25 protein-coding genes are annotated in these 26798 nt (G+C 46.2%); 14 read left to right on the top strand and 11 right to left on the bottom strand.

Annotated features, from left to right (window positions below; translation table 11 throughout):
- Positions 1-29: 29 nt before the first annotated feature.
- From map to PWYN_RS17295, 3 genes are read left to right on the top strand one after another with little or no spacing between them, the layout of a single operon-like run.
- A complete protein-coding gene (gene map / locus PWYN_RS17285; protein ID WP_036654593.1) occupies positions 30-776 on the top strand; it encodes a type I methionyl aminopeptidase in 747 nt (248 codons plus the stop codon).
- A 26-nt stretch (positions 777-802) separates the two neighbouring features.
- On the top strand, positions 803-1618 hold the full coding sequence (locus PWYN_RS17290; RefSeq protein WP_052088078.1) for a hypothetical protein: 816 nt from the start codon (positions 803-805) through the stop codon (positions 1616-1618).
- A gap of 20 nt (positions 1619-1638) precedes the next feature.
- Positions 1639-2061, top strand: coding sequence for an Rrf2 family transcriptional regulator (locus PWYN_RS17295; protein WP_036654595.1), 423 nt, complete (start codon positions 1639-1641; stop codon positions 2059-2061).
- Here PWYN_RS17295 and PWYN_RS17300 read toward each other — a convergent pair.
- Both PWYN_RS17300 and PWYN_RS17305 read right to left on the bottom strand, forming a co-directional pair.
- Positions 2058-6200, bottom strand: a complete 4143-nt coding sequence (locus tag PWYN_RS17300) for a bifunctional nitrate reductase/sulfite reductase flavoprotein subunit alpha (protein WP_036654597.1) — start codon at positions 6198-6200, stop codon at positions 2058-2060. The genes PWYN_RS17295 and PWYN_RS17300 overlap by 4 nt on opposite strands.
- A gap of 47 nt (positions 6201-6247) precedes the next feature.
- A complete protein-coding gene (locus PWYN_RS17305) occupies positions 6248-7480 on the bottom strand; it encodes a nitrate/nitrite transporter (RefSeq protein ID WP_036654599.1) in 1233 nt (410 codons plus the stop codon).
- Between the two features lie 584 nt (positions 7481-8064).
- Between PWYN_RS17305 and PWYN_RS17310 the strand changes: the two genes are divergently transcribed.
- Both PWYN_RS17310 and PWYN_RS17315 read left to right on the top strand, forming a co-directional pair.
- Complete coding sequence (locus tag PWYN_RS17310; protein WP_036654601.1) at positions 8065-8940, top strand: VOC family protein; 876 nt, start codon at positions 8065-8067, stop codon at positions 8938-8940.
- Between the two features lie 20 nt (positions 8941-8960).
- Entirely contained in the window at positions 8961-9596 is a 636-nt protein-coding gene (locus tag PWYN_RS17315) for an NAD(P)-dependent oxidoreductase (RefSeq protein ID WP_036654603.1), read from the top strand.
- Between the two features lie 75 nt (positions 9597-9671).
- Here PWYN_RS17315 and PWYN_RS17320 read toward each other — a convergent pair whose 3' ends face one another.
- A complete protein-coding gene (locus PWYN_RS17320) occupies positions 9672-10436 on the bottom strand; it encodes an MBL fold metallo-hydrolase (protein WP_036654605.1) in 765 nt (254 codons plus the stop codon).
- Positions 10437-10638: 202 nt separating this feature from the next.
- Here PWYN_RS17320 and PWYN_RS17325 point away from each other — a divergent pair, with 202 nt between their 5' ends.
- Together PWYN_RS17325 and PWYN_RS17330 are read left to right on the top strand one after the other, a co-directional pair.
- Positions 10639-11169 carry a GNAT family N-acetyltransferase gene (locus PWYN_RS17325; RefSeq protein WP_036654607.1) on the top strand — a complete coding sequence of 177 codons (531 nt, stop codon included), beginning with the start codon at positions 10639-10641 and terminating at the stop codon, positions 11167-11169.
- Between the two features lie 197 nt (positions 11170-11366).
- Positions 11367-12224, top strand: coding sequence for a DegV family protein (locus PWYN_RS17330; protein ID WP_036654609.1), 858 nt, complete (start codon positions 11367-11369; stop codon positions 12222-12224).
- Positions 12225-12305: 81 nt separating this feature from the next.
- Here the strand turns inward: PWYN_RS17330 and PWYN_RS17335 are convergent, their stop codons facing one another.
- From PWYN_RS17335 to PWYN_RS17355, 5 genes are all read right to left on the bottom strand, one after another.
- Complete coding sequence (locus tag PWYN_RS17335) at positions 12306-12728, bottom strand: threonine/serine exporter family protein (protein ID WP_036654611.1); 423 nt, start codon at positions 12726-12728, stop codon at positions 12306-12308.
- A gap of 28 nt (positions 12729-12756) precedes the next feature.
- Positions 12757-13524 carry a threonine/serine exporter family protein gene (locus tag PWYN_RS17340; RefSeq protein WP_036654613.1) on the bottom strand — a complete coding sequence of 256 codons (768 nt, stop codon included), beginning with the start codon at positions 13522-13524 and terminating at the stop codon, positions 12757-12759.
- A gap of 95 nt (positions 13525-13619) precedes the next feature.
- A complete protein-coding gene (locus PWYN_RS17345) occupies positions 13620-14882 on the bottom strand; it encodes a DNA polymerase IV (RefSeq protein WP_036654616.1) in 1263 nt (420 codons plus the stop codon).
- Between the two features lie 312 nt (positions 14883-15194).
- Entirely contained in the window at positions 15195-15710 is a 516-nt protein-coding gene (locus tag PWYN_RS17350; protein ID WP_036654618.1) for a DUF3231 family protein, read from the bottom strand.
- A 93-nt stretch (positions 15711-15803) separates the two neighbouring features.
- A complete protein-coding gene (locus tag PWYN_RS17355; protein WP_036654620.1) occupies positions 15804-16676 on the bottom strand; it encodes a helix-turn-helix transcriptional regulator in 873 nt (290 codons plus the stop codon).
- Positions 16677-16839: 163 nt separating this feature from the next.
- Here PWYN_RS17355 and PWYN_RS17360 point away from each other — a divergent pair, with 163 nt between their 5' ends.
- Positions 16840-18810, top strand: coding sequence for a glycoside hydrolase family 127 protein (locus tag PWYN_RS17360; RefSeq protein ID WP_036654622.1), 1971 nt, complete (start codon positions 16840-16842; stop codon positions 18808-18810).
- 96 nt (positions 18811-18906) lie between these two features.
- Here PWYN_RS17360 and PWYN_RS17365 read toward each other — a convergent pair whose 3' ends face one another.
- Together PWYN_RS17365 and PWYN_RS17370 are read right to left on the bottom strand one after the other, a co-directional pair.
- A complete protein-coding gene (locus PWYN_RS17365; protein ID WP_036654624.1) occupies positions 18907-21342 on the bottom strand; it encodes a glycoside hydrolase family 94 protein in 2436 nt (811 codons plus the stop codon).
- 109 nt (positions 21343-21451) lie between these two features.
- Positions 21452-22525 (bottom strand): LacI family DNA-binding transcriptional regulator, encoded by a 1074-nt coding sequence (locus PWYN_RS17370; protein ID WP_276203430.1) that lies wholly within the window; start codon positions 22523-22525, stop codon positions 21452-21454.
- A 192-nt stretch (positions 22526-22717) separates the two neighbouring features.
- Here PWYN_RS17370 and PWYN_RS17375 point away from each other — a divergent pair, with 192 nt between their 5' ends.
- Both PWYN_RS17375 and PWYN_RS17380 read left to right on the top strand, forming a co-directional pair.
- Entirely contained in the window at positions 22718-22984 is a 267-nt protein-coding gene (locus PWYN_RS17375; RefSeq protein WP_036654627.1) for a hypothetical protein, read from the top strand.
- Positions 22985-23371: 387 nt separating this feature from the next.
- Positions 23372-24190: a DUF2935 domain-containing protein gene (locus PWYN_RS17380; RefSeq protein ID WP_036654629.1), complete on the top strand. Its 819-nt coding sequence runs from the start codon at positions 23372-23374 to the stop codon at positions 24188-24190.
- 83 nt (positions 24191-24273) lie between these two features.
- Here PWYN_RS17380 and PWYN_RS30455 read toward each other — a convergent pair whose 3' ends face one another.
- Entirely contained in the window at positions 24274-24591 is a 318-nt protein-coding gene (locus tag PWYN_RS30455) for a DUF6199 family natural product biosynthesis protein (RefSeq protein WP_338049201.1), read from the bottom strand.
- 42 nt (positions 24592-24633) lie between these two features.
- Here PWYN_RS30455 and PWYN_RS17390 point away from each other — a divergent pair, with 42 nt between their 5' ends.
- From PWYN_RS17390 to PWYN_RS17405, 4 genes are all read left to right on the top strand, one after another.
- The gene (locus PWYN_RS17390; protein ID WP_036654631.1) at positions 24634-24840 is read left to right on the top strand and encodes a hypothetical protein; all 207 of its coding nucleotides are present in this window, start codon (positions 24634-24636) and stop codon (positions 24838-24840) included.
- Positions 24841-24982: 142 nt separating this feature from the next.
- Complete coding sequence (locus PWYN_RS17395; RefSeq protein WP_036654633.1) at positions 24983-25723, top strand: hypothetical protein; 741 nt, start codon at positions 24983-24985, stop codon at positions 25721-25723.
- 3 nt (positions 25724-25726) lie between these two features.
- On the top strand, positions 25727-26089 hold the full coding sequence (locus tag PWYN_RS17400) for a GntR family transcriptional regulator (protein ID WP_036654635.1): 363 nt from the start codon (positions 25727-25729) through the stop codon (positions 26087-26089).
- A 25-nt stretch (positions 26090-26114) separates the two neighbouring features.
- Positions 26115-26795 carry an ABC transporter ATP-binding protein gene (locus PWYN_RS17405; protein WP_338049239.1) on the top strand — a complete coding sequence of 227 codons (681 nt, stop codon included), beginning with the start codon at positions 26115-26117 and terminating at the stop codon, positions 26793-26795.
- Positions 26796-26798: the final 3 nt, after the last annotated feature.

A 26798-nucleotide genomic window follows, 5' to 3' on the forward strand; every position in this document is an offset into this window, starting at 1 on the left:
CTACATAGTAATGAGAGGAAAGTGAGTTCATGATTTGCAATACACCCCTAGATTTAGAAGGTCTACAAGCCATAGGGAAAGTGGTAGGCTATACGATTGCCGAGATGAAGAAGAAAGCAGCGCCAGGTATGACAACTGCGGAGCTCGATCAGTTTGGGGCAAAGATATTGGAGCAATTCGGTGCGATATCCGCTCCCAAGAAAACGTACGACTTCCCGGGAAGCACTTGTATAAGCATTAATGAAGAGGTGGCCCATGGAATTCCGGGATCAAGAGTCATTGCAGCGGGAGATCTGATTAATATTGATGTATCTGCTGAACTGTTTGGTTACTTTGGGGATGCAGGGGAGTCATTTCAGCTTCCGCCCTACGATGATAAGATTCTGCATCTGTGCCGTAATACTGAAGAAACTATGATGAGCGTGATCAACCATCTTAGAGCAGGGATGAAGGTCAACGAGATCGGCAGAGTGATGGAACGGGAAGCCCGTGAAAGAGGCTATAACATTGTGCGGAACCTGTGCAGCCATGGAATCGGCAAGTCATTGCACGAGAAGCCGTTTGAAATCCTACCCTACTATAATTCGCGTGACAACGCTGTACTGAAGGAGGGCCAAGTGATTACAATAGAACCCTTCTTATCTACCGGGGAAGATTATGTGCAGCAGCAGTCGGACGGATGGACACTCAGCGTAGCGGATAATAGCCGGGTAGCGCAGTTTGAGCATACCATTATCGTTACGAAGGATGCGCCGATTATTTTGACAAGTGCTTGATAAACTAATCCAGGGGGGAACCAAGCATGACTCCGCAAAAGAATGTGACAGTGCCGTTGGAACAATGGATAAACGACATCGCAGAGAGAGCTCAGCTTACGGATTATATGTTAAAAGAAAGTCACCTGCCTGGACCGAGGGCCAATCTGGGATTGTCGGACCGTTTTACGGAATGCTTTGGCAAATTGGACCTAACCGATACAGCCTGGGAGCTGCTCAACTTTTGGACAATCTTATCAGAGGGAGCGATAGAGTCGAACGATCCTCGTGAGTTTCTGGCTTTCTGTGCAGTGAGGGCCTCCGGTGCCTATTACGGGTATGCGGATGAGGAGCGGCAAGGTGTTATTCGGGGGATTTTGAAATCAGCAATGAATGATTCTGGGTGGCGCCTGCGCGAGGCCGCTGCGATGGGAATGCAAAGTGTCGGGGAATATGATTTCACGCTCCTGTGCCAACTGTTGGATCGCTGGGGACCGGGAGCGACTCAGCTTGAACAGCGAGCCTTTGTTGCAGCATTAGCCCATCCACCGTTGCTTAAGGTGCATGACAATGCTGTATATTGCCTGAACTTGGCGACAGAAATTATGGATCGACTAGCTGCCAATGCCGGAGTTCAGGGTGATCCAGAGCATTTTCGCGTATTATCCAAAGGGTTGGAGTATAGTCTCAGTGTTTTTGTTGCGAGTGAACCGGTGGAGGGTTTTGTCATGCTGCGCAAATTTGCTCAGAGCAGAGATGCTCGAATCATCAAGATTGTGAAGAGTAATCTCGGTAAATCGCGGCTTAGTAAAAAGTATGGCCTTCAGGTTGCGGAAATCCTCAATTCAATTAGCTTGCTCTAAGAAAATAAGGAGAGATTCCTATGAACATCAGCACTCGGTTTGCGGTTGCTATCCATATCTTAACGCTACTGGATCAAAATAAAGAAGGCAAAAGTACCTCCGAATGGATTGCCGGCAGTGTAAATACAAATCCCGTCGTGATAAGACGTATTACGGGCATGCTGAAGGAAGCAGGTCTGGTTCATGTTCGCCCTGGAGTGGCAGGAGCCAAGCTTGCGCGTAGCTCAGCCGAGATTACTCTTCTTCAGATTTATAAGGCAGTTCATGCAGTAGAAGAGGATTCCTTGTTCTCTATACATGAGCACCCCAATCCGTCATGTCCGGTAGGTAAGAATATTGCCGGAGCTATTGTACCTGTATTCTCACTGGCGCAGAAAGCCATGGAGCATGTTCTTCATGAGGTTACCCTTCAGCAGATTGTGAATGAAATCCCTTCAAATTAATAGACATCCCGTGAATATCTCTTCGATTGAGACATCTCTCTAACGTACCCTTCGGCCTCATCCGCATTCATTCGGCCATGCACTTGAATAACCTTTTTAAGTGCGCTATCGACCTCTTTGGCCATTCTGTTGGCATCTCCACATACATAGAAGTGGGCACCTTCTGCGAGCCATGACCACAGTTCAGCTCCATGCTCAAGCATGCGGTGCTGAACATAGATTTTCTCGTCCTGATCCCGTGAAAAGGCTGTGTCTAGGCGATGAAGATAGCCGTCCTTCTGTATGGCGTCTAGCTCCTCCTTGAAGTAGAAATCGCTATCCTCCCGCTGCTCTCCGAATATTAACCAGTTCCGGCCCTTGGCACTTATGGCTTGGCGTTCTTGCAAGAAACCTCGGAATGGACCCACTCCGGTGCCCGGCCCGACCATAATCATCGGTGCATCCGGATTTGTCGGCGGGCGGAAATGAGCGGATTTCTGAATAAAGATAGGAATTTCGGTATGATGCATCGCTTGATCTGCAAGAAATGTGGAGCATACACCCTTCCGTATTTTACCGTTGTATTCATAGCGCACAGTCGACACGGTTACGTGAACCTCACCCGGATTCGCCTTGGGACTCGATGAAATAGAATATAGTCGGGGCTGCATAGGCTTCAGCATGGTTATAAAGTCCTGTGCACAGGCCGATACAGGGAACTCTTGAAGTAAATCAATTAATTGCCGTCCCCACAGCCATTTCTGCAGCTGGTTTTTATTTTCTTTCTTGAGAAGTTCACCTAACAAACTGCTGTTTGAATGTTCTTGAATGAACTGGAGCATCGCCGGTGTTATACGGGTAATGTCTAAATGCCGGAGCATCGCCTCATTTAAAGGCATTTCTCCATGCTCTTTTAGCGTAACCGTAACGGAAGGCTGTAATTGGATGGCAGTTAAAAGCTCATCAATGAGCTCCGGGCAGTTGGACGGCCAGACCCCCAGTGCATCACCGGGTTCAAATTGTAAATCGGTGTCCTTGAGATTAAATACATAATGGCGTGTTTCTTTCTCCGAATGGTCTCTGCTAAGAAGTCGGTTGGTCAGGATTTGTGTGTGGAGCGGATGATCACGGTCATAACCGTTTTTTTTTGAAGATTCAACGTCTGCTGTGGACTTTATAGGATCGAGTGCTTTCACCGCCACCGGATGGCTTGCGGACTCGTCTAATGCCGTTTCAATGGAAATAATCCACGATTCCACCTGCTCCTGGAAATCCGTATCGCAATCGACACAATCATAGAACCGCTGTGCACCAAGCTGTTCCAGACGTGTATCCAGATTTCGGCCAAACCCGCAAAATTGATCAAAGTTGGAATCACCGAAGGCGAGTACGGCATAATGCAGATTTGACAAAGTGGGGGCATGATCTGTATTTAAAGAGCGCCAAAAGTATTCACCGTTATCTGGAGGATCCCCAGCGCCAAATGTGCTCGTCACGAATAGAACAAAGCGTTCTTGAGAAAGGTCAGTTAGTGGATAGTCATTCATATTTACTAGTTGGGTATCATGCCCTGCTGCCTGCAGTTTATGGGCACAGTCTTGGGCGGCATCTTCCGCATTGCCGGTTTGTGAGGCCCAAACAATGGTGACTGGTGTTTTTGTTGCTTTCTTTATTTGCTTAGACACAGTGGTCATTTCCGATGCAACAGGTTCAGGAAGATAAGTGCGGGAAAATAATCCTGCTAACAGGCCATCCAGCCAAATTCGCTTGGCGGGTTCAAGGGGTGCGGTAGGAGGCAGGACCGGAATGCCGGGTGATTGCAGCGATTCCTTGGTGCGCAGACTGGTTATGAGTCCGGAAACGTATATTTTTTCATGATCATTTAAAGTCAGTGGGGGATAGGATTCAATTCCAAGTATGCTGGCAAGCGTATCCATTTGCGCCATATGCACGGCCTCCTTTTGTTTGATAGTAGCTTCAACAGCTGCAATAGGGACTACAACTTTTTGATCGCCAGCTCTGACAATAGAGACGGAGCAGAATTTGAATTCGGGCTGAAAGGATATCGGATCGACCGCATCGCTCGTAACTTCATTTATCGCCAGATGGTTACCAAATACATCATTCCAATGGAAGGGTGCAAAGCAATTTCCGGGGCGTACTCGGTCGGTGACAACCGCCGGCAGGATGGCCAGACCTCGCCGAGATCTAATCTCCACAGGATCTTGGTTCAGTATGCCAAGCGCTGCTGCATCTTCCGTATGAATCTCAATGAAAGGGCCCGGATTCAACTTATTAAGCTTTGGAATCTTTCCTGTCTTGGTCATGGTGTGCCATTGATGCTGTAAGCGACCTGTGTTGAGCACCAAAGGATATTCGTTGTCCGGCATTTCATGAGGAGGTAAATAGGGGCGTGCCCAGAACATTCCCTTTCCACTTTCTGTGGGGAAAACAATCCGCGGGCTACTGCCGTCTACATCTACTCTAAGGGTTTGACTGATTCCGTTATTCAAATAACGGATTGGATTTTGATTAGGACTACCAGGAGCGCAAGGCCATTGGATAGGCGCTTCACGCAATCGTTCGTAGGAAGCACCCCGGATGTCATAGCCGCTTTTAGGATTCCAAGCCTGCTGGATTTCCAGATAGACTTCAGCCGAGGAGGCGTAGGTAAAGCCGGAGGAGAAGCCCATCTCGCAGGCAACTCGGGCGATAATCTGCCAGTCAGGCAAGATTTCTCCAGGCGGCTCGACTGCTTTCTGCGCTAAGGTAAGATTTCGTTCGGAGTTAATCATAACTCCATCACTTTCAGACCATAAGGCTCCCGGCAGCATAATATCTGCATACGAGTTCGTTTCGGTTTCGAAGAATGCGTCCTGCGTAATGACCAGTTCAGCTTTTTGTAAACCTGCGATGACGTTTTTACGATTGGGAACGGTGGCAACAGGGTTCGTACAAATAATCCAACAAGCTTTGATATCTCCGGCTTGCATACTCTCGAACATGGATATAGTGCCGCTTCCCACTTCAGTCTGGAGAGTGCCTTGAGGTACGCTCCATAGATCCTCAATAAATCTACGATCCGCTTCAACTAATACGGAACGTTGTCCGGGTAAGCCGGGCCCCATATAACCCATTTCTCTGCCCCCCATGGCATTGGGTTGACCTGTGAGTGAGAAAGGACCGCTGCCTGGGCGGCAAATCTTTCCTGTAGCCAAATGTAAGTTGCAGATGGCATTGGTATGCCAAGTGCCGTGAGTGCTTTGGTTCAGACCCATCGTCCAGCAGGACATCCATTCTGGCGACTCGCCGATCCATAGGGCTGCTTGGCGAATATCGGACTCAGCAAGTCCGGTGATTTCAGCCACCTTGTCTGGAGTGTAATCCTCCAGCAAGGCATCCATGTTCTCCCAACCTGAAGTGAATTCGGCAATAAAATCCAGGTCAGTATGACCGTTCTTAACTAATAAATGCAAGATGCCATTCAGCAGGGCTAGATCTGTCCCTGGCTTAATCTGCAAATAAAGTGAGGCTTTATCTGCGGTAGTATTGCGGCGAGGGTCCACCACGATCATCTTTGCACCGGCTTTAAGCCGATCCATAACCCGAAGGAACAGGATGGGATGACAGTCAGCCATATTTGCCCCGATAACAAAAAACAAATTCGTCTGTTCAATATCCTGATAGGAACCCGGAGGGCCATCGGACCCAAGAGAAAGCTTGTATCCGGTGCCCGCACTCGCCATGCATAACCGTGAATTAGATTCGATGTTGTTGGTGCGGACGTAGCCCTTGGCCAGCTTGTTAATCAGATATTGTGCTTCGAGAGACATCTGACCGGATACATAAAAAGACAGTGCATCCGGGCCGTGCTTATCTAGAATGGCCCGCAGTCTTTGTGCAGTTTCGGAGATGGTTTCATCCATCCCGACTTTTTTGGGCTTCTGTCCGCGAGCGTTGCGTCTGTATGCATATTCCATTCGCCCTGATTCCGTGATAGCTTCAGCGCAGCTGCTTCCTTTAGTACATAGTCTTCCGAAATTGGCAGGATGCTCTTTATCCCCGGTGACTTTAACTACGCGATTATCGGACACTTCGAGCACAATCCCGCAGCCAACACCACAATAGGGGCAGACACTTTTTACTTTTTTTGTTGTCATGTGGATTCACCGCCTTGGTAGTGCTCAAACACCGATTAAGTTATTTTTCAGAAGTTAATTCCCGATTCCGTGGAGGCCCACGACTTTTTCCATGAGCGAGTAACCGCAATGAAGATAAGGGTAGTTACTAGAACAATGCTACCCACAACTAGAAACCCAGTTACATGTGAGCCTGTTGATTCTTTTAAAGGACCCAGTATATATTTCGGCAGCAGATATCCTCCCAAACCACCAGCAGCTCCCACAATCCCAGTTACAACGCCGATTTCCTTAGAAAAACGTTGAGGAACAATTTGGAACACAGATCCGTTGCCCATTCCGAGGCAAGCCATCATAACACTTGTATAGAGGAGCATAACTAGGAACGAACTTGGCATCGTAGCGATCGCAAACGCAGATACTGTAATCACACTGTACAAAATGCCCAAGAAGCGCATACCACCGATCTTATCTGCAATCCAACCGCCTACAGGTCTAAAGAAGCTGCCCGCGATGACTGTTATGGTCACCAAGTAACCTACCTGTACCTTGGTAATACCCCCAGGGTTTACGTTGTCTCCGTACACATCATAGAAGAAAATGCTGAAGTAGCTGGCAAACCCGACAAAACCGCCGAAGGTAATTGCGTAGAAAATGGAGAACCACCAGGTTTCTGCAAATTTGAATACACTGAGGTAGTCCTTCATTGTTTTAGGAGCAGGAGCATTAGGAGCATCCTTGGCAAGAACGGCATAGATGATAAGTACGATGACCAAAGGAATAATCGCGAGCCCAAACACATTGTGCCATCCATAAGCCTCTGCTAATTGAGGTCCGAAAAAGGTAGCAAGCGCAGTACCGCTGTTTCCTGCTCCGGCAATCCCCATTGCCAGACCTTGATATTGAGGAGGGTACCAGCGGCTGGCCAAGGAAAGGGAGACGGCAAAGCTTGCACCGGCAAAACCAAGCAAAAATCCAATGGATTGAATTTGGAGCAAGCTCGTTCCGCCTAACCAGCCCCAGAGCAGAGGGAGAATGGTAAGAATCATCCCAATAAGTCCTGCCTTTTTAGCACCGATACGATCTGCTAAGATTCCCATCGGTATCCGGAATACGGATCCGCCAAGAATTGGAATGGCAACCATTGTTGCTTTCTGAGTATCTGACAAACCAAAGTCCTTAGTGATAAAAAGAGATAAGGACCCACAAAGCACCCAAATCATAAAACTTACATCAAAATACAGAAAGGCTGACAACAAACTTGGAGAGTGACCTGCTTTACGAAAACTTTTTGCTTCCATCACAAAAACCCCCTTTAATAGTTAAACTGCTTAATTTTTTCGTGAAACATTTCGTAATTCTCTGTAAATCCTCCATTCTCATTTCATCTTTGGGCGAAAAAAGGCCGACTAACAGAATCCGCAGAACATGCGAATTAAGTGAATCGGCCTCATTGCCATGTGCAGCCACGTCATCGTGACTGACTCTTATTAAGTTTTTGAAGTTGGAACAACAGAATCGAAAAGCTTACCTGTCCACAATGATACATACTGCTCGCGGAGACACATCATTGTGTCGTTGAGCTAATGAATCTTATCTGTTACTATAAATAGCTTTTTGAATTGTGTCAATAAACATAACGTAAAAATTCTAAATAATTAAGTTTTAATGAAATATCACCTGTATTTTAGTCCTTGATGTAATATAATATAACATTTGTCACACATCTATTCCGATCTTTACAAACTTAATGAAACCAGCTATACTAAAGGAAGTGATTTTGTAACTGTGATGGTTACAAGTTGAATGTTTAATTTAGTAGCAGTGAACAATACTGATTATCTATCTTTAGGATGTTCAAAGAAGATTAAGGGAGGGTTTATGTATGAGTGGAACAACTACAACGCTGCACCAGGATGTCGAGATTGGCCTAGTACAGATTAGAGTAAGTCAATTGGAGCATTCACTGGATTTTTACCAAAATGTCGTAGGGCTGAAGGTTTTGCGGCAGAAGAGTCGGGAGGTCGAGATGACTGCGGATGGACAGAATGTTCTATTGATTCTGCGGGAGATTGAGCATGCGAAGGTGCTGCGCCGGAATTCGGTAGCCGGATTATATCACTTTGCTATTCTTGTTCCGGATCGTCCTAGTCTAGGGCTGGTGTTGCGTAATTTGATCTCTTCGGGAATCCATGTAGGCCAAGGTGATCATCTAGTGAGTGAGGCGCTGTACATTCAGGACCCGGATAATAACGGGATTGAGATTTATCGTGACCGTCCAAGGGATTCGTGGAGACACGACGCTGAAGGGCATGTTGTCATGAGTACGGATCCGGTCGATGTGGATGGACTGCTGGCGGCTTCCGAAGATCTCACGTGGAGTGGATTGCCTGAGGGAACCGTGATTGGGCATGTCCATTTTCACGTAGGAGATCTGGGCAAAGCCAAGGGTTTCTACGTTGATTTGCTCGGCTTTGAGTTGACTGCTTATTATGGAGATGCGGCAATGTTCATTTCGGCTGGAGGATATCATCACCATATCGGTCTCAATATTTGGGCCGGCCAAGGCGCTCCGGCAGCTCCAGAAGATGCGGCAGGTATCGATTATTTCACCTTGCTGCTGCCCAGTGAAGAGGAACGTGCAGTTGTAGTGGAGCGAGTCCGCAAGGCGGGATACACAGTGGATGAAGTGGATGGCGCGCCCGCACTCAGAGATCCGTGGAACATTGGAATTAAATTAGTAGTTAAGCACTCGCTATAAAAATTAGGAGGGTATTTAGGATGAAAATTGCAGTAATTGGTGCCAGTGGGAAAGCGGGAAGTCGGATTGTACAGGAAGCGTTGGATAGAGGTCATGAGGTAACATCCATTGTACGGAGTTCATCCAAGGTGACTAACCCAAACGCTAATGTGCTTGAGAAAGATGTGTTTGCTTTAACGTCTGAAGATTTGAAGGGCTTTGACGTTGTAGTAAATGCTTTTGCCGCTCCGATGGGGGAGGAACATCTGCATGTAGATGCCGGAAATATCCTTATTGAAGCGCTAAGAAATCTACCCGGCACTAGACTGATTGTAGTCGGCGGAGCCGGAAGCTTATATGTGGATGAAGCGAAGACGCTGAAAGTAATCGATACACCCGGATTTCCTGACTTCGTGAAACCAACGGCTTCCAATCAGGCTAAAAACCTGGAAATTCTTCAGGGGACGGACGTTCTCTCTTGGACATTCGTTAGTCCATCCGCCACGTTTGCACTTGGTGAAAGAACAGGGTCTTATATCAAAGGCAAAGATCACTTGCTTGTGAACTCCAAAGGCGAGAGCTATGTCAGCTACGAAGATTACGCGGTTGCCATTGTGGATGAAATGGAGAAGCCGGAGCATATCCGCGAGCGGTTTACAGTAGCTTCTGAATCCTGATAATAGTTCTGGTTGCAGGGTATGTTCATATCAAGGGAGGCAGAGCCGGTTATGGCTTTGCCTCTTTTTAATATATTAACCTTCTGTTTTCCCCTTTGAGGTCAGTTCGGCAATTCGTTTCTGTAGATCTCCTTGGTACAGGCCGCCGTGATAGCAAATGACTGTCTTAATCTCATATTCGCTGAAATGGGTCAACGAAATAAGGGCTTCTTCCAGATCGGGGGTTGCTCTTGGATCGGGTCCATACAGCTCACCGTCCAGGACAGTTAGTGCATCGCCGGCTATAAGTGTCTGACTCTCATGATGGTACAGGCTAAGATGGCCCGGGCTATGGCCAGGTGTATGAATAATTGTTATTCCACCTGCATAGGGAAGAAAGTCCCTGTTCCCAATGGTGTTATCCACTCTTCCTTTGGGCGGGTTTGCGAGTACGGATAGAAACGCCCGCCGCCACTCGTCGGGTACATGCGGTGGAATCATAGCTTCAGCTGCAGCGAGAGCCTCCGGTGTATGCTTTAGCAGCATTTTGTCACCCTCAATATAAGGCTGCTCGATTTCATGTGACAGAACCGTAAGTCCCGAAGCCCCTTCTGTCAGGATAGAGGGCAGGCTTCCGATATGGTCCAAATCCTGATGGGTGATGATAATAGTGCGCAGCTTAGACCAAGGTACATTAGCCTCTATAAAAGCCTCCTTGAATTTTCCCAGCAGACCGGGGTAGCCGGTATCCACCAACACCGCTGATTTCTCATCCCAGAGCAGGGTAGGATATAGGGTGTCACTTCCACCCATGACCTGTACCGTTATTTCCAGCATTTCTATTCCTTTGGCAATATGCATTAGATCCCTCCACTATTGCTGTATCATTAGACAATGCATATCATACTGATTTGATTTATGAATTTCAATAGAAAAATATAATATTATAACACAAATAAATATTTTTGTCAATAGAGAAAATGAGCTTTGCCCCCGTTGAAATCTTTACGCTATAATAACGAAAATACATAGGGAATTGGAAACACTTGAAGGGGGATTAAGAATGAGCGATATAACCGTAACAGCACTTTCATTTGCCGAAATTAGAGAAGAGCATCTGCCGGAAGTGCTGGATATTTATAACTATTATGTGTTGAACACTACGGTTTCTTTTCACACGGAGCCCCTTAGCTTAACTGAAATGCGGCAAGCTATGCTGAATGGAGATCCAAGGTTCAAATCGTTCGCGATCCTGAGAGGCGGTGACATGCAGGGTTATGTGCTTATTACACGCCACAAGAACAAACAAGCCTACGATACTTCCGGTGAAATCAGTGTATATTTGAAACCAGACTGTACGGGTAGAGGGGTAGGAGAGAGTGCTCTGCATTTTATTGAAAAGAAGGCTGCCGAACTTGAATTTCATGTCCTGGTGGCTACCGTATGCTCGGAAAATGAACGAAGCCGTCAGCTGTTTCTGAGAAATGGGTATGAACAAAGTGCCTATTTCAAGGAAATCGGCAGCAAGTTTGGCAGAAGACTGGACATCGCCAGTTACCAAAAAATCATCGGAAACACGAGTTACATAACATAAATCGTCCCCTGTTTCATAGGTATATTTGTCATATATAAACCGATAAAATGTCGGAAAAAGTTCGTAAGAATTCAGTGTTTTCCGTGTATTGACGCTGGTTTTCAGGTATACTTTATAAGAATGTGGAAGGCCTTATTAAGAACGTTAGTCTCTCCATTCATACAACTATTTTCCTCACGAAAGAGAGAAGTGACTCTATGAAACCTATCGCTTGGGTAACGGATAGCACCAGTACACTTGATCCCGAATTTGCCAAGAATAACCACGTGTACATTGTGCCTTTGCGTCTAATTGTTAACGATGAGAGCTACAAAGAAAATATAGAAATTACACCCGAGCAGTTCTATGATAAAATGCGTGAGCAGGAAAAGGTGAGCAGCTCTCAGCCGCCAATCGGTGAGTTCATCGAATTGTACGAGAAGTTAAAGGGAGAGTACGAGGAAATTATCGCCGTGCACTGCTCGTCAGAGCTTAGCGGTACATTTAGTACCTCATTACAGGCTGCTGAGATCGCCGAAACTTCAATTGTGGGAATTGATTCCAAGGTTGGAGCTTATCCTATCCGGGAAATGATTATGCGGGGAATTCAGTGGCATAACATGGGCTTTTCCGTGAATGAAATCAAAGAGAAGATTGAGAATATTATTCAAAATATGTCCTTTTATCTAATCCCTTCCAGCCTGGCACATCTTCACCGCGGTGGACGACTATCCGGCTCCCAACTAGTATTGGGCCAATTGCTGCGCATTAATCTGCTGCTGCGTTTTGACGAAGGCAAGGTTATTGTGGATGAGAAAATTCGGACGTTCAAGAAGACCAAGCAAAGACTGCTGGAGATTCTGAAAAAGGATCTGGGATTCATTAAAGATGTGTGCATTATGCATGCTAACAATATGGAAGAAGCCTTGAAGCTGGAAGAAGAAATCAAGGATATGGCTCCCACCTTGCGGACAGAGATTATGACCTTTGTTCCTGTCGCAGGTATCCATGCGGGAGAAGGTACGTTAGCCTTATCTTGGATTAAGAATAACAACATCAACAGTATATTGGCTTAAAAAATGTCCGCCTGGCATAAGGATTACATCCTTATGTGGGCGGACATTTTTTGTGTGCAAGGCTTCTCATTTAGGGAGCCTCTATTTATTTCTCCGGCTAAACATTTGTCCGAGCACTTCACTCAGAACAAGACCTGTAGCGATAGCTCCGGAGAGTAATAAAGCCTGCGTGGCAATTTGTACAGCTTGGGTATTATCGTTCTCCACGAATTTCCGCATAGCGTCGTAAGCCAGGCCGCCCGGTACTAGCGGTATAATGCCGCCAACACTAAAAATGATGACGGGCATTTTGAAGGAACGGGCAAAAATTTGGCTGATGACACCCACAACGACCGTAGCGCCGAAAGTGGCGATGACGGCTTCCCACTCCCGATCCAGTTGTAGATAAACCATCCATCCCACCATACCGGCAATTCCGCATTGCAGCAGCGCGCGCTTGGGAGCATTGAACAGAATGCAGAACGTAGCAGCGGCGATAAAACTGGTTATAAGTTGCAAAATCATGAACGACTAACCTCTTTCGCAGGGATGATTAAAAAAGTGAGAGTACCAGACCAATTCCGGTTCCGATCGCAAACGCCGTCAAAAAAGCATCGGCTCCTTTGGATAGACCTGAGACTAAATGGCCGGCCATTAAATCACGAACCGCATTTGTGATGAGCAGCCCTGGAACTAACGGCATGACAGAACCGATAATAATTTTATCCATTTCCTGTCCTAGGCCAACCTGGACAGAATAAAAGGCGAGAAGGCCTACTATGAAAGCGGCGGAGAATTCTGCAAAGAATCTCACTTGTACAATCCGATGCAAATAAATTACCGCACCATATCCTAATCCTGATATAAACAATGCCGGAAGAGCATCCCACAAGCTTCCTTTGAACATCACAGTGAAGCAGGCACCCGTCAGTGCAGCAGCGGCAATTTGCAGCCAAATAGGATAGGCGTGGGCAGCGTCATCTACCTCGCCAAGGCGCTCACGGGCTTCCGCTGCCGTAATTTGGCGTTCGCTGAGTCGGCGTGAGATGTCATTGACCTCAGATACCTTTTGCAAATCCGTTGTACGCTCTGCAATTCGGAACAGCTTCACTGGCTCGATCCTGCTGGTAGTAAACATGATGACGGTTGGCGTAACGTAACTATGCGCACCCGGGAATCCGAGAGAGGCTGCCATACGTGTCATCGTATCTTCTACACGATAAGTCTCCGCTCCGCTTTGCAGCATGATTTTACCGGCCAGGAGGCATAGGTCGATAATCTCATGTATAGAAGTATTGTTGCTGTGACCGGTGCTATCCAACTTCTTTCGATCCTCCCCTAGAATGTTATATCTTACGATTGTCGCCTCATTGTTCGAAAATATCAACCCTTATCCATGAATTGATAAATTAAATTTTATTTATAATGTCCCCCGATCTTGCCGACGCGTTCCTTGATCTGCCCGGAACCGGTAAATGAAGCGGCCCGCCCAATAATGGTGTCGCCGTATTTATCCTTTAAATCATCGGTAGCCCGTTCCAGCTCCCGGTAGCGGGGGCGTGATTCGAATAGCGTCAGCTGGTACTGGTTCTCATCACTAAGATTGGAGAGACTGAGGTGAACCCGGCGCACGGGCTGACCATCCCAGTGCACCCGGAATAGAGCTACAGCAGCTTCATATACCAGATTAGTGGCATTTGTCGGGTCGCTCATGGTGACCTGCCTCGAGAAACCAGTAGGTTGATCGAAGCTGGCGCCTTGGCAGCCGACGGATACAACTGCACCGTTCACCTTCAGGTTACGGCACCGTCTGCATACCAACTCCGATAGTTCCAAGAGTATAGTCTTAATCTCCGGCAGCGTGGGGTAATCTCGGGGAAGGGTCATTTGGTGGCCGACACTCTTGGGTGCTGCCTCATAGGTGGCCGGATTCACAGGGCTGTCATCCATACCATTGGCGATCCGCCAGTACAGTTCCGCATCAATATCGCAGTTTTTGCGGAACTTCTCGCGCATCCGCCACTTTAGCTCAGCTAGAGGCATTTGCGCCAGATGCCCGATGGTAGTTAAGCCCATGCTTTGGAAATGGGCTGACATACGGCGGCCTACCATGAAGAGCTGACCAACGGGCTGCGGCCATAGCAAAGCCGGAAGCTGCTCCTTGGAAAGAGAGAACAGACCGTTGCCGTTCTTCTTCGCCCATAAGTCGCAAGCCATCTTGGCGGTAACCTTGGAATAGCTGATGCCGATACGAGTATAGACACCTGTATCTCTGCGGATTACATCCTGAATAGCTGCGGCAATTTGCCGCGGGCTACCGAATAAGGATAGGCTGCCTGTAATATCAATAAATTGCTCATCAATGGAATAAGGCTCCACCAGATCACTGTACTTGCGCAAAATGTCTGTGATTTGGGCGGAGACATCTATATAATGCTGCATTCGGGGTCTGGCCACGATCAGCTCAGGGCATTTGGTCAGTGCTTCTTTCAAGGTCTCGGCCGTAGTAATGCCAAAGGCTTTGGCTAGAGGGCAAGCCGCCAGTACAATTCCGCTCCGTCTGGCCGGATCTCCGGCAACGACCAGCGGCTGGTTGCTGTACTGGGGATTAGAGGCTTTCTCAACAGAGGCATAGAAGCTTTGGCAGTCGGACAGCATAATGATACGTTCTTTTTTCATGATTCACACTCTCCCGTTATGTAGAGACGGCGGATTTGTTATCATTATAATACGAACATATGATCGTGTATATGCATACTTATTTCCATTGCGTTCAGGTTTCGAGGGTGCATACGCCTGTTGCCACTCCGCCGGAGGCTATGGTTAAGATTGAATGCAGGAAAGTTTCCTTAGAAATGAGTAAACCGCCAACAAGCTGCACAGTAAGATGGATAATCCGATTTTGGTTCCAGTCATATAATTGAGAATAAGAGCTATCCCATGTCTTATGGATAATAAAAAATCCTGCTTTCGCAGGATTTGGGAATAAACTTAGGCATTAACCAGTTCCCTTTTTACTTGAAGCGGTGGAGGGATGAGCCAACCCTTTTCTTTAGTCAGTCTAAGAATAGAAAGACCCAGATTTGCCTTAAGGGTATGTGTTTTTAGGAAGAATGCGGCGATATCCTCTCGGATGGACATGCCCATGATTTGACTGCAGTGGACCAGTCCCACGGCAACGTTGGCAGATAACATAGCTGCGATTTCGGGATCAGAGAACCGTGCACCCACGGGGATATCCTCCATCTTAGCGGTCGGGCGGTCCGGCAGAGCAGGGGAAGGAAGAATTCCGTTATCTTTCAGCAGTTTGTCACAATCTTTAATTTCCCGGTAGGCCAGATCTATAAAGTCATCAATGACTCTTTTTAAATCTTTATCCCCCGCATGGTAACGGTATGCCTGCAGGCTGGAGAACATTGCTTTGGCTGCAGTGGAATACTGCCACAGACCCGATATTTCACCGTAATGCATCGGCTCGTCCTTCGGATTACCGTCTAGAATACCCATGTTAGCACACTCCTTTATAGATAAGTTATGAACACTTATAGCTTGTCCGCAGGAGTCTTTCTTATTCCGCCGAGGAACCCCAAATGCCCCCAGTTAACGGGAGTACCGTTTGCGGAAGCGAAGCGGGGATATTCCGGTCTTATGGGTAAAACGCCGGGAAAAATAAGCGGTGCTCTCATAACCGATACGCTCAGCAATCCCGGATATGGCAATCTCTGTTTTGAGCAGCAGTAATTTGGCTTGCTCCAAACGGTAGTCTGTTAAATACTCCATGGGTGTGAGGCCATAGACACGTTTCATGCAGCGGGCAAGGTAGTTGTAGTGAAAATGGAGGGCTTCTGAAAGAGAGGCGTTGGTGATCGGCTCCGCATAATGATTGCGGATATAAGCCTCCGTTTTCTCGGCTATTTCCGCAGTGGTGCTTCCGGCAGCATCATGCTGGGCTAGATCCATCATTCGAAGCAACTCTTCAAAAATCCGCTGCTGCTGCCACACCGCATGGGAGCGCCGTTCACTGGACAACTGCAGCAGCATCTCCAGTTGGGCTTTTCGCTCCAAGAAGTCGGGCAGGGGTCCGAATTGCGGCACTCGGATGGTATAGGGATGTGTGAGAAACTGCCTCAAGTGAGCTTCGCGGTTGATATAAGCAGGATCACCCTCCGCCTGACCCCAATCTCCAACCGTATGAAAGTGAACCCACATGAACGTGGTAATCTCCTCGCAGGGTTTAACCGCATAGTGATAACGATCCGGGAGCAGCAGCAGCGTGTGTCCGGCAGGCACCTCCCATTGGCTGTTCTCTTCCCCGATAAATAAACATCCCTGTTCCACAATAAGCAGGTCAAATACTCCGATTTGTTTCCGATTGGGATGCTGATCTCCAGGCTGATATACAGTGCGGTCACATTCCAGGTAATAAGGAAACGGCGGGGCGGCCAGATGAATGTATGAAGGGTTATTTTCCATAACGAAGCTCCTTTGAGGGTCCTTAATATACTAAGCTAAATTAAATTTTACTTGTGTGAAATAGTACAAAAATACGGTTGCTTATGATTGTATTTTTTATTTATTTTACAGTCTATAATTTCAATTAGCGAGTACAACATAGGATATTTGAAAGGGAGATTTCATGAACACTAAAACTATTCAATCGGGTATAAAAGGTTCTCCGCAGCAGGTGACTATTCAGGATGACTTTTGGGGCCGTTACATTCGACTGGTTCAAGATGTGGTAATTCCTTATCAATATGAGGCTCTGCATGACAGAGTACCGGAAGCCGAGCCCAGCTATGCGGTATCTAATTTTGAAATTGCAGCAGGTCGAAAGAAGGGCGAGTTCGGAGGAATGGTCTTCCAAGACAGCGATTTGGCGAAGTGGCTGGAAGCCGTAGGCTACTCTTTGAGCATCAAACCTGACTCGGAACTGGAGCGACAAGCGGATGAACTTATCGATTTGATTGGCGAGGCTCAGCAGGTTGACGGGTATTTGAATACTTATTTTACAATTAAAGAGCCGGAGAAACGCTGGACCAATTTGAACGAGTGCCACGAGCTTTATTGTGCCGGTCATTTTATTGAAGCAGCTATTGCGTACTATGAAGCCACTGGTAAAAGAAAACTATTGGACATTATGTGCAGAATGGTAGACTATATTGATTCTGTTTTTGGTCCGGAGGAAGGAAAGCTTAAGGGCTATGATGGTCATCAGGAAATCGAGCTGGCGCTCGTTAAATTGTACCGTCTTACAGGGGATGAGAAATATCTGAAGCTTAGCAGCTTTTTTATTGACGAGAGAGGGCAGGCGCCGTATTTTCTTTTACAGGAATGGGAGAAGCGCGGGCGGAGCAGCTTTTGGAGTGGGACGAAGACGGACAGCCTGGATTTAAAATACAACCAGTCCCATGCTCCTGTAAGAGAGCAGACGGTGGCAGTTGGACATTCGGTCCGCGCTGTCTACATGTACACGGCTATGGCTGATCTAGCTGCTATTACAGGTGATGAGGAGCTCTACAATGCTTGTGTGAGATTGTGGAACAATATGGCTGACAAGCAGCTGTATATCACTGGAGGAATCGGGTCTACACATATAGGCGAAGCATTTACGTTTGATTACGATCTGCCCAACGATACGGTATATGCAGAGACTTGCGCTTCGATCGGCCTGATCTTTTTTGCACAAAGAATGCTGAGACTGCGCCCGGATGCCCAATATGCGGATGTCATGGAACGGGCTCTATATAACAATGTGCTCGGTTCTATGGCTCAGGACGGTAAGCATTATTTCTATGTGAATCCACTTGAAGTATGGCCTCAAGCCTGCAGTTGCAATCCTGACAAGCATCATGTTAAATCCGAGCGCCAAGGCTGGTTCGGCTGCTCCTGCTGCCCGCCTAATGTAGCCCGTCTGTTAACCTCGCTTAACCGGTTTATCTACACGACCCATGGGGATACACTATACACCCATTTGTATATTGGCAGCGAAGTGGTAACGGAGCTAGGAGATACGGCAGTTACAATTCATCAGCAATCTGAGTTTCCGTGGGATGGGACAGTCACGATGAAGGTTAATCCCGCAGCCGAAGCGGAGTTTGGAATTGCGCTGCGCATTCCGTCTTGGAGTAAAGGGATGGAGATTAGAGTCAATGGAGCGGCGATCTCGATCGATGAAAGTGTGAGCCACGGATACCGAATCATCCGCCGAACGTGGAAGGCGGGGGATGTGATCGAGGCTCGGGTACCCATGGAGGTGCATCGTATATATGCCCATCCCAATCTGAGGGCGGATGCCCACAAAGTCGCCATTCAGCGCGGACCGTTAGTGTATTGCCTCGAAGGTGCCGATAATGGGGAGCCGTTAAGCTCCATTTCCTTAAGCGAAGGTGGAGCCTTCACTGAAACGTTTGACGAGACGCTGCTAGGAGGTGCGGTAGTGGTTGAAGGTAGCGGCTCACGAATAGATCAACAGGGGTGGACCGGGGGGCTGTATGGAACGGTGAAGGCGTCGGTTGAATCGGTTGCTGTAAAAGCTGTACCGTATTATTTATGGGGAAACCGCGGCAGCGGAGAGATGAAGGTATGGATACCTGAAGACAAAGCGTAATTTATATTCACATAAAAAAAGCAACCCGTGCCTTACCGCTGTTTAGCGATGGGCCGGGTTGCTTTTTAAAATATAAGAAAGTATAAGTTTTCAGTTTTAGCCAAGGATTGCAACCACTTGATGCACAGCGCCGTCGCCCACAGGAGCGATGATGTTGCCTTCAACAGCTGCACCGTCTAGTGTGAGACTTGCTAAGCCTTTAGATACATGGTTCGGGTTCTTAATTTGGATAACATACGTATCTCCGCGGAATACACGGGTGATTTCGAAGCTGTCCCACTCTGTAGGGATACAAGGATCAACCTTCAGACCGTTGAAATCCGCTTGTATACCGAGAATGGATTGCGTAATCGCTACATAGTTCCAAGCAGCGGTACCGGTCAGCCATGAGTTTTTCGCTTCACCGTGACGGACAGCATCTTTACCGGCGATCATTTGCGAATATACATAAGGCTCCATACGGTGGATTTCGCTAATGTCCTCCAAGTAGGAAGGAGCGATCTTTGTATACAGGTCAAATGCTCTGTCGCCATGGCCCAGCATGGTCTCAGCTATCATGATCCATGGATTGTTGTGACAGAAAATACCGGCGTTTTCTTTGTAGCCTGGCGGATACGTCGAAATTTCACCCAGGTTCAGATAATACTTGGAATAAGGAGGTTGTTGCAAGACGATACCGTATTTAGTATCTAGACGTTCTTGAACGGACGTAAGGGCTTTTTCAGCTTTACCGTTCTCTACGCCGATACCGGCCATAACACAAATGCCTTGCGGCTCGATGAAGATTTGGCCTTCTTCATTTTCCTTGCTGCCAATCTTGTCGCCGTAGTGGTCATAAGCGCGCAGGAACCAGTCGCCGTCGAAGCCATGTGTCAAAGTAATTTCACTCATGTTCTTGATTTTGTTTTCCGCATCAACGGCAACATGATCAAGTCCGCGCATCCGGCAAATTTCAGCATAATCTGGACCCACGAAGACGAAGAGACCCGCGATAAAGACGGATTCAGCTACACGGCCTTCAATGTTGGCAGTGGTTTGGAAAGATTCACCCGGCTCTTTGGAGAAGCAGTTCAGGTTCAGGCAGTCATTCCAGTCCGCACGGCCAATCAGCGGCAAGCCATGAGGTCCGAGGTTATTCGTTACATGTTCGAAGGAAAGTCTCAAGTGCTCGAACAGGGTAGCAGTGTTATTCGGATCGCTGTCGAACGAAACTTGCTCATCCAGAATGGAGGTATCTCCAGTTTCTTTGATATAAGCAGCTGTTCCCAAGATCAACCAAAGTGGATCATCGTTGAAGCCGGTACCGACTTCATTGTTGCCCTTTTTCGTAAGCGGCTGATACTGGTGATAAGCACTGCCGTCTTCAAATTGGGTAGCTGCGATATCCAGAATACGCTCTTTAGCGCGTTCAGGAATTTGGTGTACAAAGCCGAGCAAGTCCTGATTGGAATCGCGGAAGCCCATACCGCGGCCGATGCCGGATTCGAAGTAAGAAGCAGAGCGGGACATATTGAAGGTAACCATACATTGATATGGATTCCAGATGTTAACCATACGGTTAAGTTTGTCGTCACCGCTTTGGATCTGATATTTGGACAGCAGGTTGTCCCAGTGTGCAGCCAGAACAGCTAGAGCAGCGTCTACTTGAGCGTCAGTAGCGAACTGTTCGATGACAGCCAGAGCCGGTTTTTTGTTGATGACATTCAGAGCTTCCCATTTCTCATCTTCAGGGTTCTCGATATAGCCGAGCACGAAGATGAAGCTTTGCTCTTCGCCTGGTTCCAGCGTGATATTCAAGGCATGGGAACCAATCGGCGACCAGCCGCTGGCTACCGAATTGGTAGCTTCACCGGCAGCAACTGCCTGCGGAGCATCCAGGCCATTGTACATGCCTACGAAGGATTCGCGGTCTGTATCGAAGCCGGCGATTTCTTTATTTACCGAGTAGAAAGCGTAGTGGTTTCTGCGCTCGCGGTATTCTGTTTTGTGGTAAATGACGGAATCCTTGACTTCCACCTCACCGCAGCTCAGGTTGCGCTGGAAGTTGGTCATGTCGTCCTGTGCGTTCCATAAGCAGAATTCGGCAAAAGAGAACAGCTTCACGGATTTCTTCTCTGTGCCGGTATTCTTCACCACGAGACGGTGCACTTCAGCATTGTGTCCCATCGGTACGAAAGCGAGCTGGTTTACGGAAATGCCATTACGTTCACCAGTGATGGAGGTATAGCCCAGACCATGGCGGCACTCGTAGAAATCAAGATCGCGCTTAACCGGCATCCAGCCCGGGGTCCAGAAATCACCGTCGTCATACAGATAGTAGTAGCGTCCGCCTGTATCCAGCGGAATATTGTTATACCGGTAACGGGTAAGTCTTCTCATCCGGGCATCCCGGTAGAAGGTGTAACCCCCGGCAGTGTTGGAGATCAGGCCGAAAAACTGCTCGTTGCCGAGGTAGTTAATCCAAGGGTAAGGCGTTTTAGGGGTGTTAATTACATACTCTTTACGAGTGTCGTCAAAGGTTCCGAATTTCATGAGTGAAAAGTCTCCTTTCGATTGTGAACGCGCGTTTATTCTTGCGGGAAAAAAGTCCCTCGGGGAAGGGAAAGGTGAATACATTTAAATATTTCTCTCTGGAAGGTTGCTACTTCTTCGGGCGCTGACAGGAATCTCTTTCGACCAGACGCGCCGGGAAGCTGATTGTACTAAAGGTAGGCTGCTCTGAATCGCACAGCTCAATGACCTTTTCTACAGCAGCCTTGGACATTTCATAAATGGGCAGTTTTACAGAGGTCAGCTTGGGTTGAATACGGGATGCCATCTGGATATCATCGAATCCGGCAATGGACATATCCTCAGGGATAGAGATTCCATGCTCCGATAACGCTTCCATTACCGATATGGCCATATCATCGTTGGCAGAGAAGAACGCGGTTGGCAAGGATTCTCCTGATGACAGCAGATTCTTGATCTCCTCATAAGCCAACTCTTTCAAAAAGTCACCTTTCAGGATGAACCTTTCGTTCAGAGGCAGGCCATGTTTCTTCAACGTATCCTCATAAGCCATATAACGTTCCCGTCCGGAATACGTATTCATTTGTCCGCAGATCATGCCGATCTCTTGATGGCCCAGACCTATCAAATATTCGATAGCTTCCGTCGTACCCTCGTAGTCTTTAGAGTTCACGATGGCCAGATGATTACGGTCCAGATGCTCGGCCATAATCTCTGAAATGTCATAATCAATAAGGACGAGCGGGGAGTTCAAACCTACCATTTCCCGAACGATATCAATATCCTTCTGAGTGCCGACAATGATGCCGCCGTCAATCCGTTTCTGCAGAAAAGCCTGCTTCACCTTCAGGAAATCATCGGGAGAGTAGACGGTATGTATCAGGACGTAACATCCGCGTGCATTCGCCGTGTCAACTACCGCATCGACGAAGGGAGCGAAGTAATTATTCTGATAAATCCGGGTCGTGTTCTCCTTCTCACTCATACTGATTGCGAACAGCCCAATCGTATCCGTCTTCTTGCCAGCCAGAGCACGAGCAAAGCTATTCGGCTCGTATTGATGTTGCTCAATGACCTTCAACACCTTGGCACGAGTCTCTTCAGGGACATTGGAGTAATTGTTGATTACGCGGGATACCGTACTACGGGAAACCCCGGCCAACTTAGCTATATCTTCGCTGCGCATGGTGTTCCCTCTTTTCATAAACGCGCGTTTATGAGCCTATTGTAGATTATATTGAGACAGAAATCAATTAGAAAAATGAATGAATTAGGAGTTTACAGAGCAAATTAGACAAATAAGCATCAAATGAGAACGCTTTTCTTTGTTATTTTGGAAAAAAGAGGTAAGCTATCATTATTGTCGAATATAATGGTAAACATGGAGGTGACAAATATGGCTGCCACAAAGACATTAATCTATCAAATTCTCAAGATCATTGAAGTTGGTAAAGAACCGGTATTAGGAGACTTTGAAGGAACAACTTTAGATGGATTTCACAGCGCTTTACAACAGATTGTTGAGAATAAGTTGGCCCACAATATTAGCTTTTCGCGTGGAAAGGGGAAGAAGAATCAAGCACTTATTGCCCAAACTAGTGAAGCTAAATTGACTTCGCAGGGAATTAACTATATTCATATGCAGGAGTCCAGAAGTTCCTAGGGCTTACATACAAGTGTATGGAGAAAAGGGTGGGGTTCTTGAAGGGAATTTTCATATGGAAATCGAGGCGTAGTAGAACCCGTAAAAAAAGCACCCTAAGCAGGGTGCTTTTTTGTATGACTTCAATAAGAATTTTATTTCAATCCCAGCATCATTAAAATACAGTTAGCCAGTTCGGTACCATGTGCACCACAGGTATGTATGCATTGAGATATAATTGAACCCATTATTAAGTCACCTCCTCAAAGCTTTATATCTCATTTATACACCAAAAATATGTAGATAGTATGAAGAGTGGTAAACCTGTTGACAAATTCGTATAACATAATGGACAAAATAACTCCATATACCTGTATCGAGTGATTTTTGTGATAAGGGGGAGTGTGATTGGACGCTTTCGTTGCCCGTTCATTAGATGAAATACGGTTTTGGTCCAGAATCATGAAAGAGCATGCCCTTTTTCTTGGGTTGGGCTTTAGAGCTGAGGATACTCAACTTAAAAGCGAAGCTAATCGTTTTTATACTATTTTTGAGAATATTGAGAGAAGGTCGCATGAGTATCAATTGGATGCAGATCCAAACACGATTAAAGACTTTAATACAGAGGTACGTGTTGCAGCGACTAATATTTGGGCTTTTAAAAGAATGGTGCTAGGGCTTATTCTGCAGTGCAAACTTCCGGGAGGAACCAATTTTCCTTTGTTGGTCGATCATGTAAGCAGGGAAGCTAATTATTTCAGGAACCGCTTGGATGAACTCAATTCAGGAACATTAGAACCATTACCGGATGCTATTATTGATGAAAATATCTTTTTCCTCAAAATCATGGCCGATCACGCCAAATTTATCGGGCATTTGCTAGATCCATCGGAACGGAAATTGGTCGATCAAGCCAGGGAGTTTAGTAATGACTTTGATACGCTGATGTTCCAAGCTGCTGATTTGAGCAGTATGCGGCCGCAGTCTCAGACCGTCCCTTTACTGAGTCAGTTTGTGGATGAGAATCGAGTATCTGTCAAGTCATTACGTGATTTCAAGAAAACAGCGCGTGACTTAATTGAAGAATGTCGGATAAAAAGCATCATTCATCCGTTGTTGGCGGATCATGTATTCCGTGAAGCTGAACGTTTTCTATATATCCTCGATATGTTTGATCAATCCTTATCGGGCATTAAGGTAAACAAGAGGGAAATATTGCACTCCTAATGGGTTAATAGGATATGAATTGAAAAAAACGAGCTGTCAGCGGCTCGTTTTTTTGTCGATGTAATGTCTGGAGGACATGGTAATTAGAGTAATAATTTTAGAAGGCTAACTATTAAGAAAAATGATCCCATCACAATAACTATCAGGCCACCAAATTTCATAGAGAGTATATACCCTTCGCTTGGCTCCGAGTCCCCTTTAACTTTCCAACCTTCACTCAGGCGCCACCCAAACGTAGGGTTACGGATAGCGAATATGCCATATGCGATTAATAGGACTCCGATGAATAGAACTGCGATATAACCAAACATTAGATCATCCCCTTTAGTAAGAAATACGAAAATCCACATGGAATGTTCCACCATAAATAATTTACTTAATGTAATATATGGAATATGCATACTGCTATTAGAAGGCCGAGAATACTAAGGAGATGAAGTAGAATGTTAACAAATCCAGGAACATTTTTCGTTGAAGGTTTAGGTTTACTTTCATTTTTTTTCTGGTTAGTGACAGTAGGAATGGGGTTATGCGCGTTTGTGTTATTTGTAAAAATGGCCCTTAGAGCAATAGCAGCCTTGGACTTATACATATATGCTAAAAATCGCGAAATACGCACTCATTACGAATCGCCAAAACCGGGGGATTGAATTGATGAATGAAGTAATGAAGGTTTTTCCTTCGTTGCTTCTTTTTTTTATTTTGCCTATTTACATGAACCAATGAACTAGTGTATTATTGCCGTAGTACACTAATTCATTGGTTCAATTTTATGGAGAAGGGGAGATTGGGATGAGAGCATGGGCAGCTTTATTCAAAAAAGATTTTAAATTAACAAGAACCGTATTTTTCGTAGGACTTGTAATAAATGTATTGATGGTAATGTTGACGATATATCTGGGGACGGTAGCAGGTAGTTCATTATATATGTTCGTTCCCTTAGTAGTAGCTATTGTTTTTCATATTTTATATGTTCCGATTATTGTGTTTATCAGTTTGAGGATAGAGGCGAATCAGCTGCATTTATGGCTGCATAATCCTCAACCGGCGTCTACATTGTTAATTAGTAAAATGGTAAACGGGCTGATAATGATCGTTATTTCACTATTGATGTTATATCTGATGTCGGGAATGCTGATTGTACCTAAGTTCAACTTAATTGAAGCGTATTGGACGGATACTTGGATATCGGGATTAATAATCTTCCCCCATATTATTATGATTTCTTTAGCAATTGGCGTCTGGGTGTTATTTCTTTGGGCGCTATCCCAATCCGTTAAGTTTACAATCGGGCGTTGGAGCTGGTTAGTAGTTATTGGGGCTGTTATCATACCACCTTGGGCATCTGCCCTATTCGAATCCACTAATCTATATCGCTTAGTAACTAGATGGGGGAACATTACCTATGATTTCCCTACATTTTCAATAGATCCTATACAAACCTTTGCAGGAGAATATCTCTATAACTTCATTATAATTATTGGATTATTCCTTCTGACTGCGTGGATTATGGACAACAAAGTTGAGGTGTAAACGATGGATGAATTTAATGCTTCAAAGCCTATTTATCTGCAATTAGCGGATCGAATTAATCGACAGATTGTAAGCAAAGAATTGAAAGCAGGTGAGAAACTTCCTTCTGTCCGTGACATGGGGATAAAATACAGCGTGAATCCAAACACAATTCAGCGTACTTACAGTGAGTTGGAGCGTGAAGGCATTCTGGAAACGAGAAGAGGCCAAGGTACATTTGTTACGGAACAAGAAGATCGCTTGGTTCAACAACGTGAACATTTGAAACATGAGCAGATTCAGTTATTCGTCGAGGTCATGCAGGAAATGGGATACAGCTCATCTGAGATGATTTCAGGGCTGAAAGACCACTTAGACAAATTTTAGATAGGAGATGAGCAGCGTGATTCAAATGACTAATGTCTCTAAAAAATATATGAAACTATCTGCACTTAAGGACATTTCATTGTCTTTGCCCATAGGTAAAATCATCGGCATTGTGGGTGAGAACGGCAGTGGGAAGTCCACGCTACTCAGGCTAATTTCCGGACTATCGCTTCCCACGAGCGGTAAGGTAACAGTAAATGGAGAGACTGCCAACCGAAGAATCAGCAAAGTCGTTTCCTATTTATCAGAGTTTGGTTCCTTTTATCATATATACACAGTGAGAGAGGCGATGGATTTTCAGGCTTCACAATTTAGTGACTTTAACATGGCTAAAGCGGAAGAAATCATGAAGTTTATGCAGCTGGAGCCTCATATGAAAATCAAAAATCTCTCCAAAGGAAATCGCGGTCGACTAAAAATCATGCTTACTTTGGCCAGAGAAGTACCCTACCTTTTGATGGATGAGCCATTTTCCGGACTTGACCCTATGGTGCGGGAATCCATCGTTAAAGGAATGATCTCTTATGTTGACTTGGAATCTCAGACATTAATCATGACGTGCCACGAGACTACGGAAATTGAATCATTACTGGACAGCTTCATTGCGATCAAGGAGGGTTCATTACTCAGAATGGCCGATGTGGATGAATTACATGAATCTGAGGGTCTAGGTATTACGGGTTGGATGAAGAAAAACTACTTTTAATAG

This window comes from Paenibacillus wynnii, from assembly GCF_000757885.1.
Lineage (GTDB): Bacteria > Bacillota > Bacilli > Paenibacillales > Paenibacillaceae > Paenibacillus_AQ > Paenibacillus_AQ wynnii.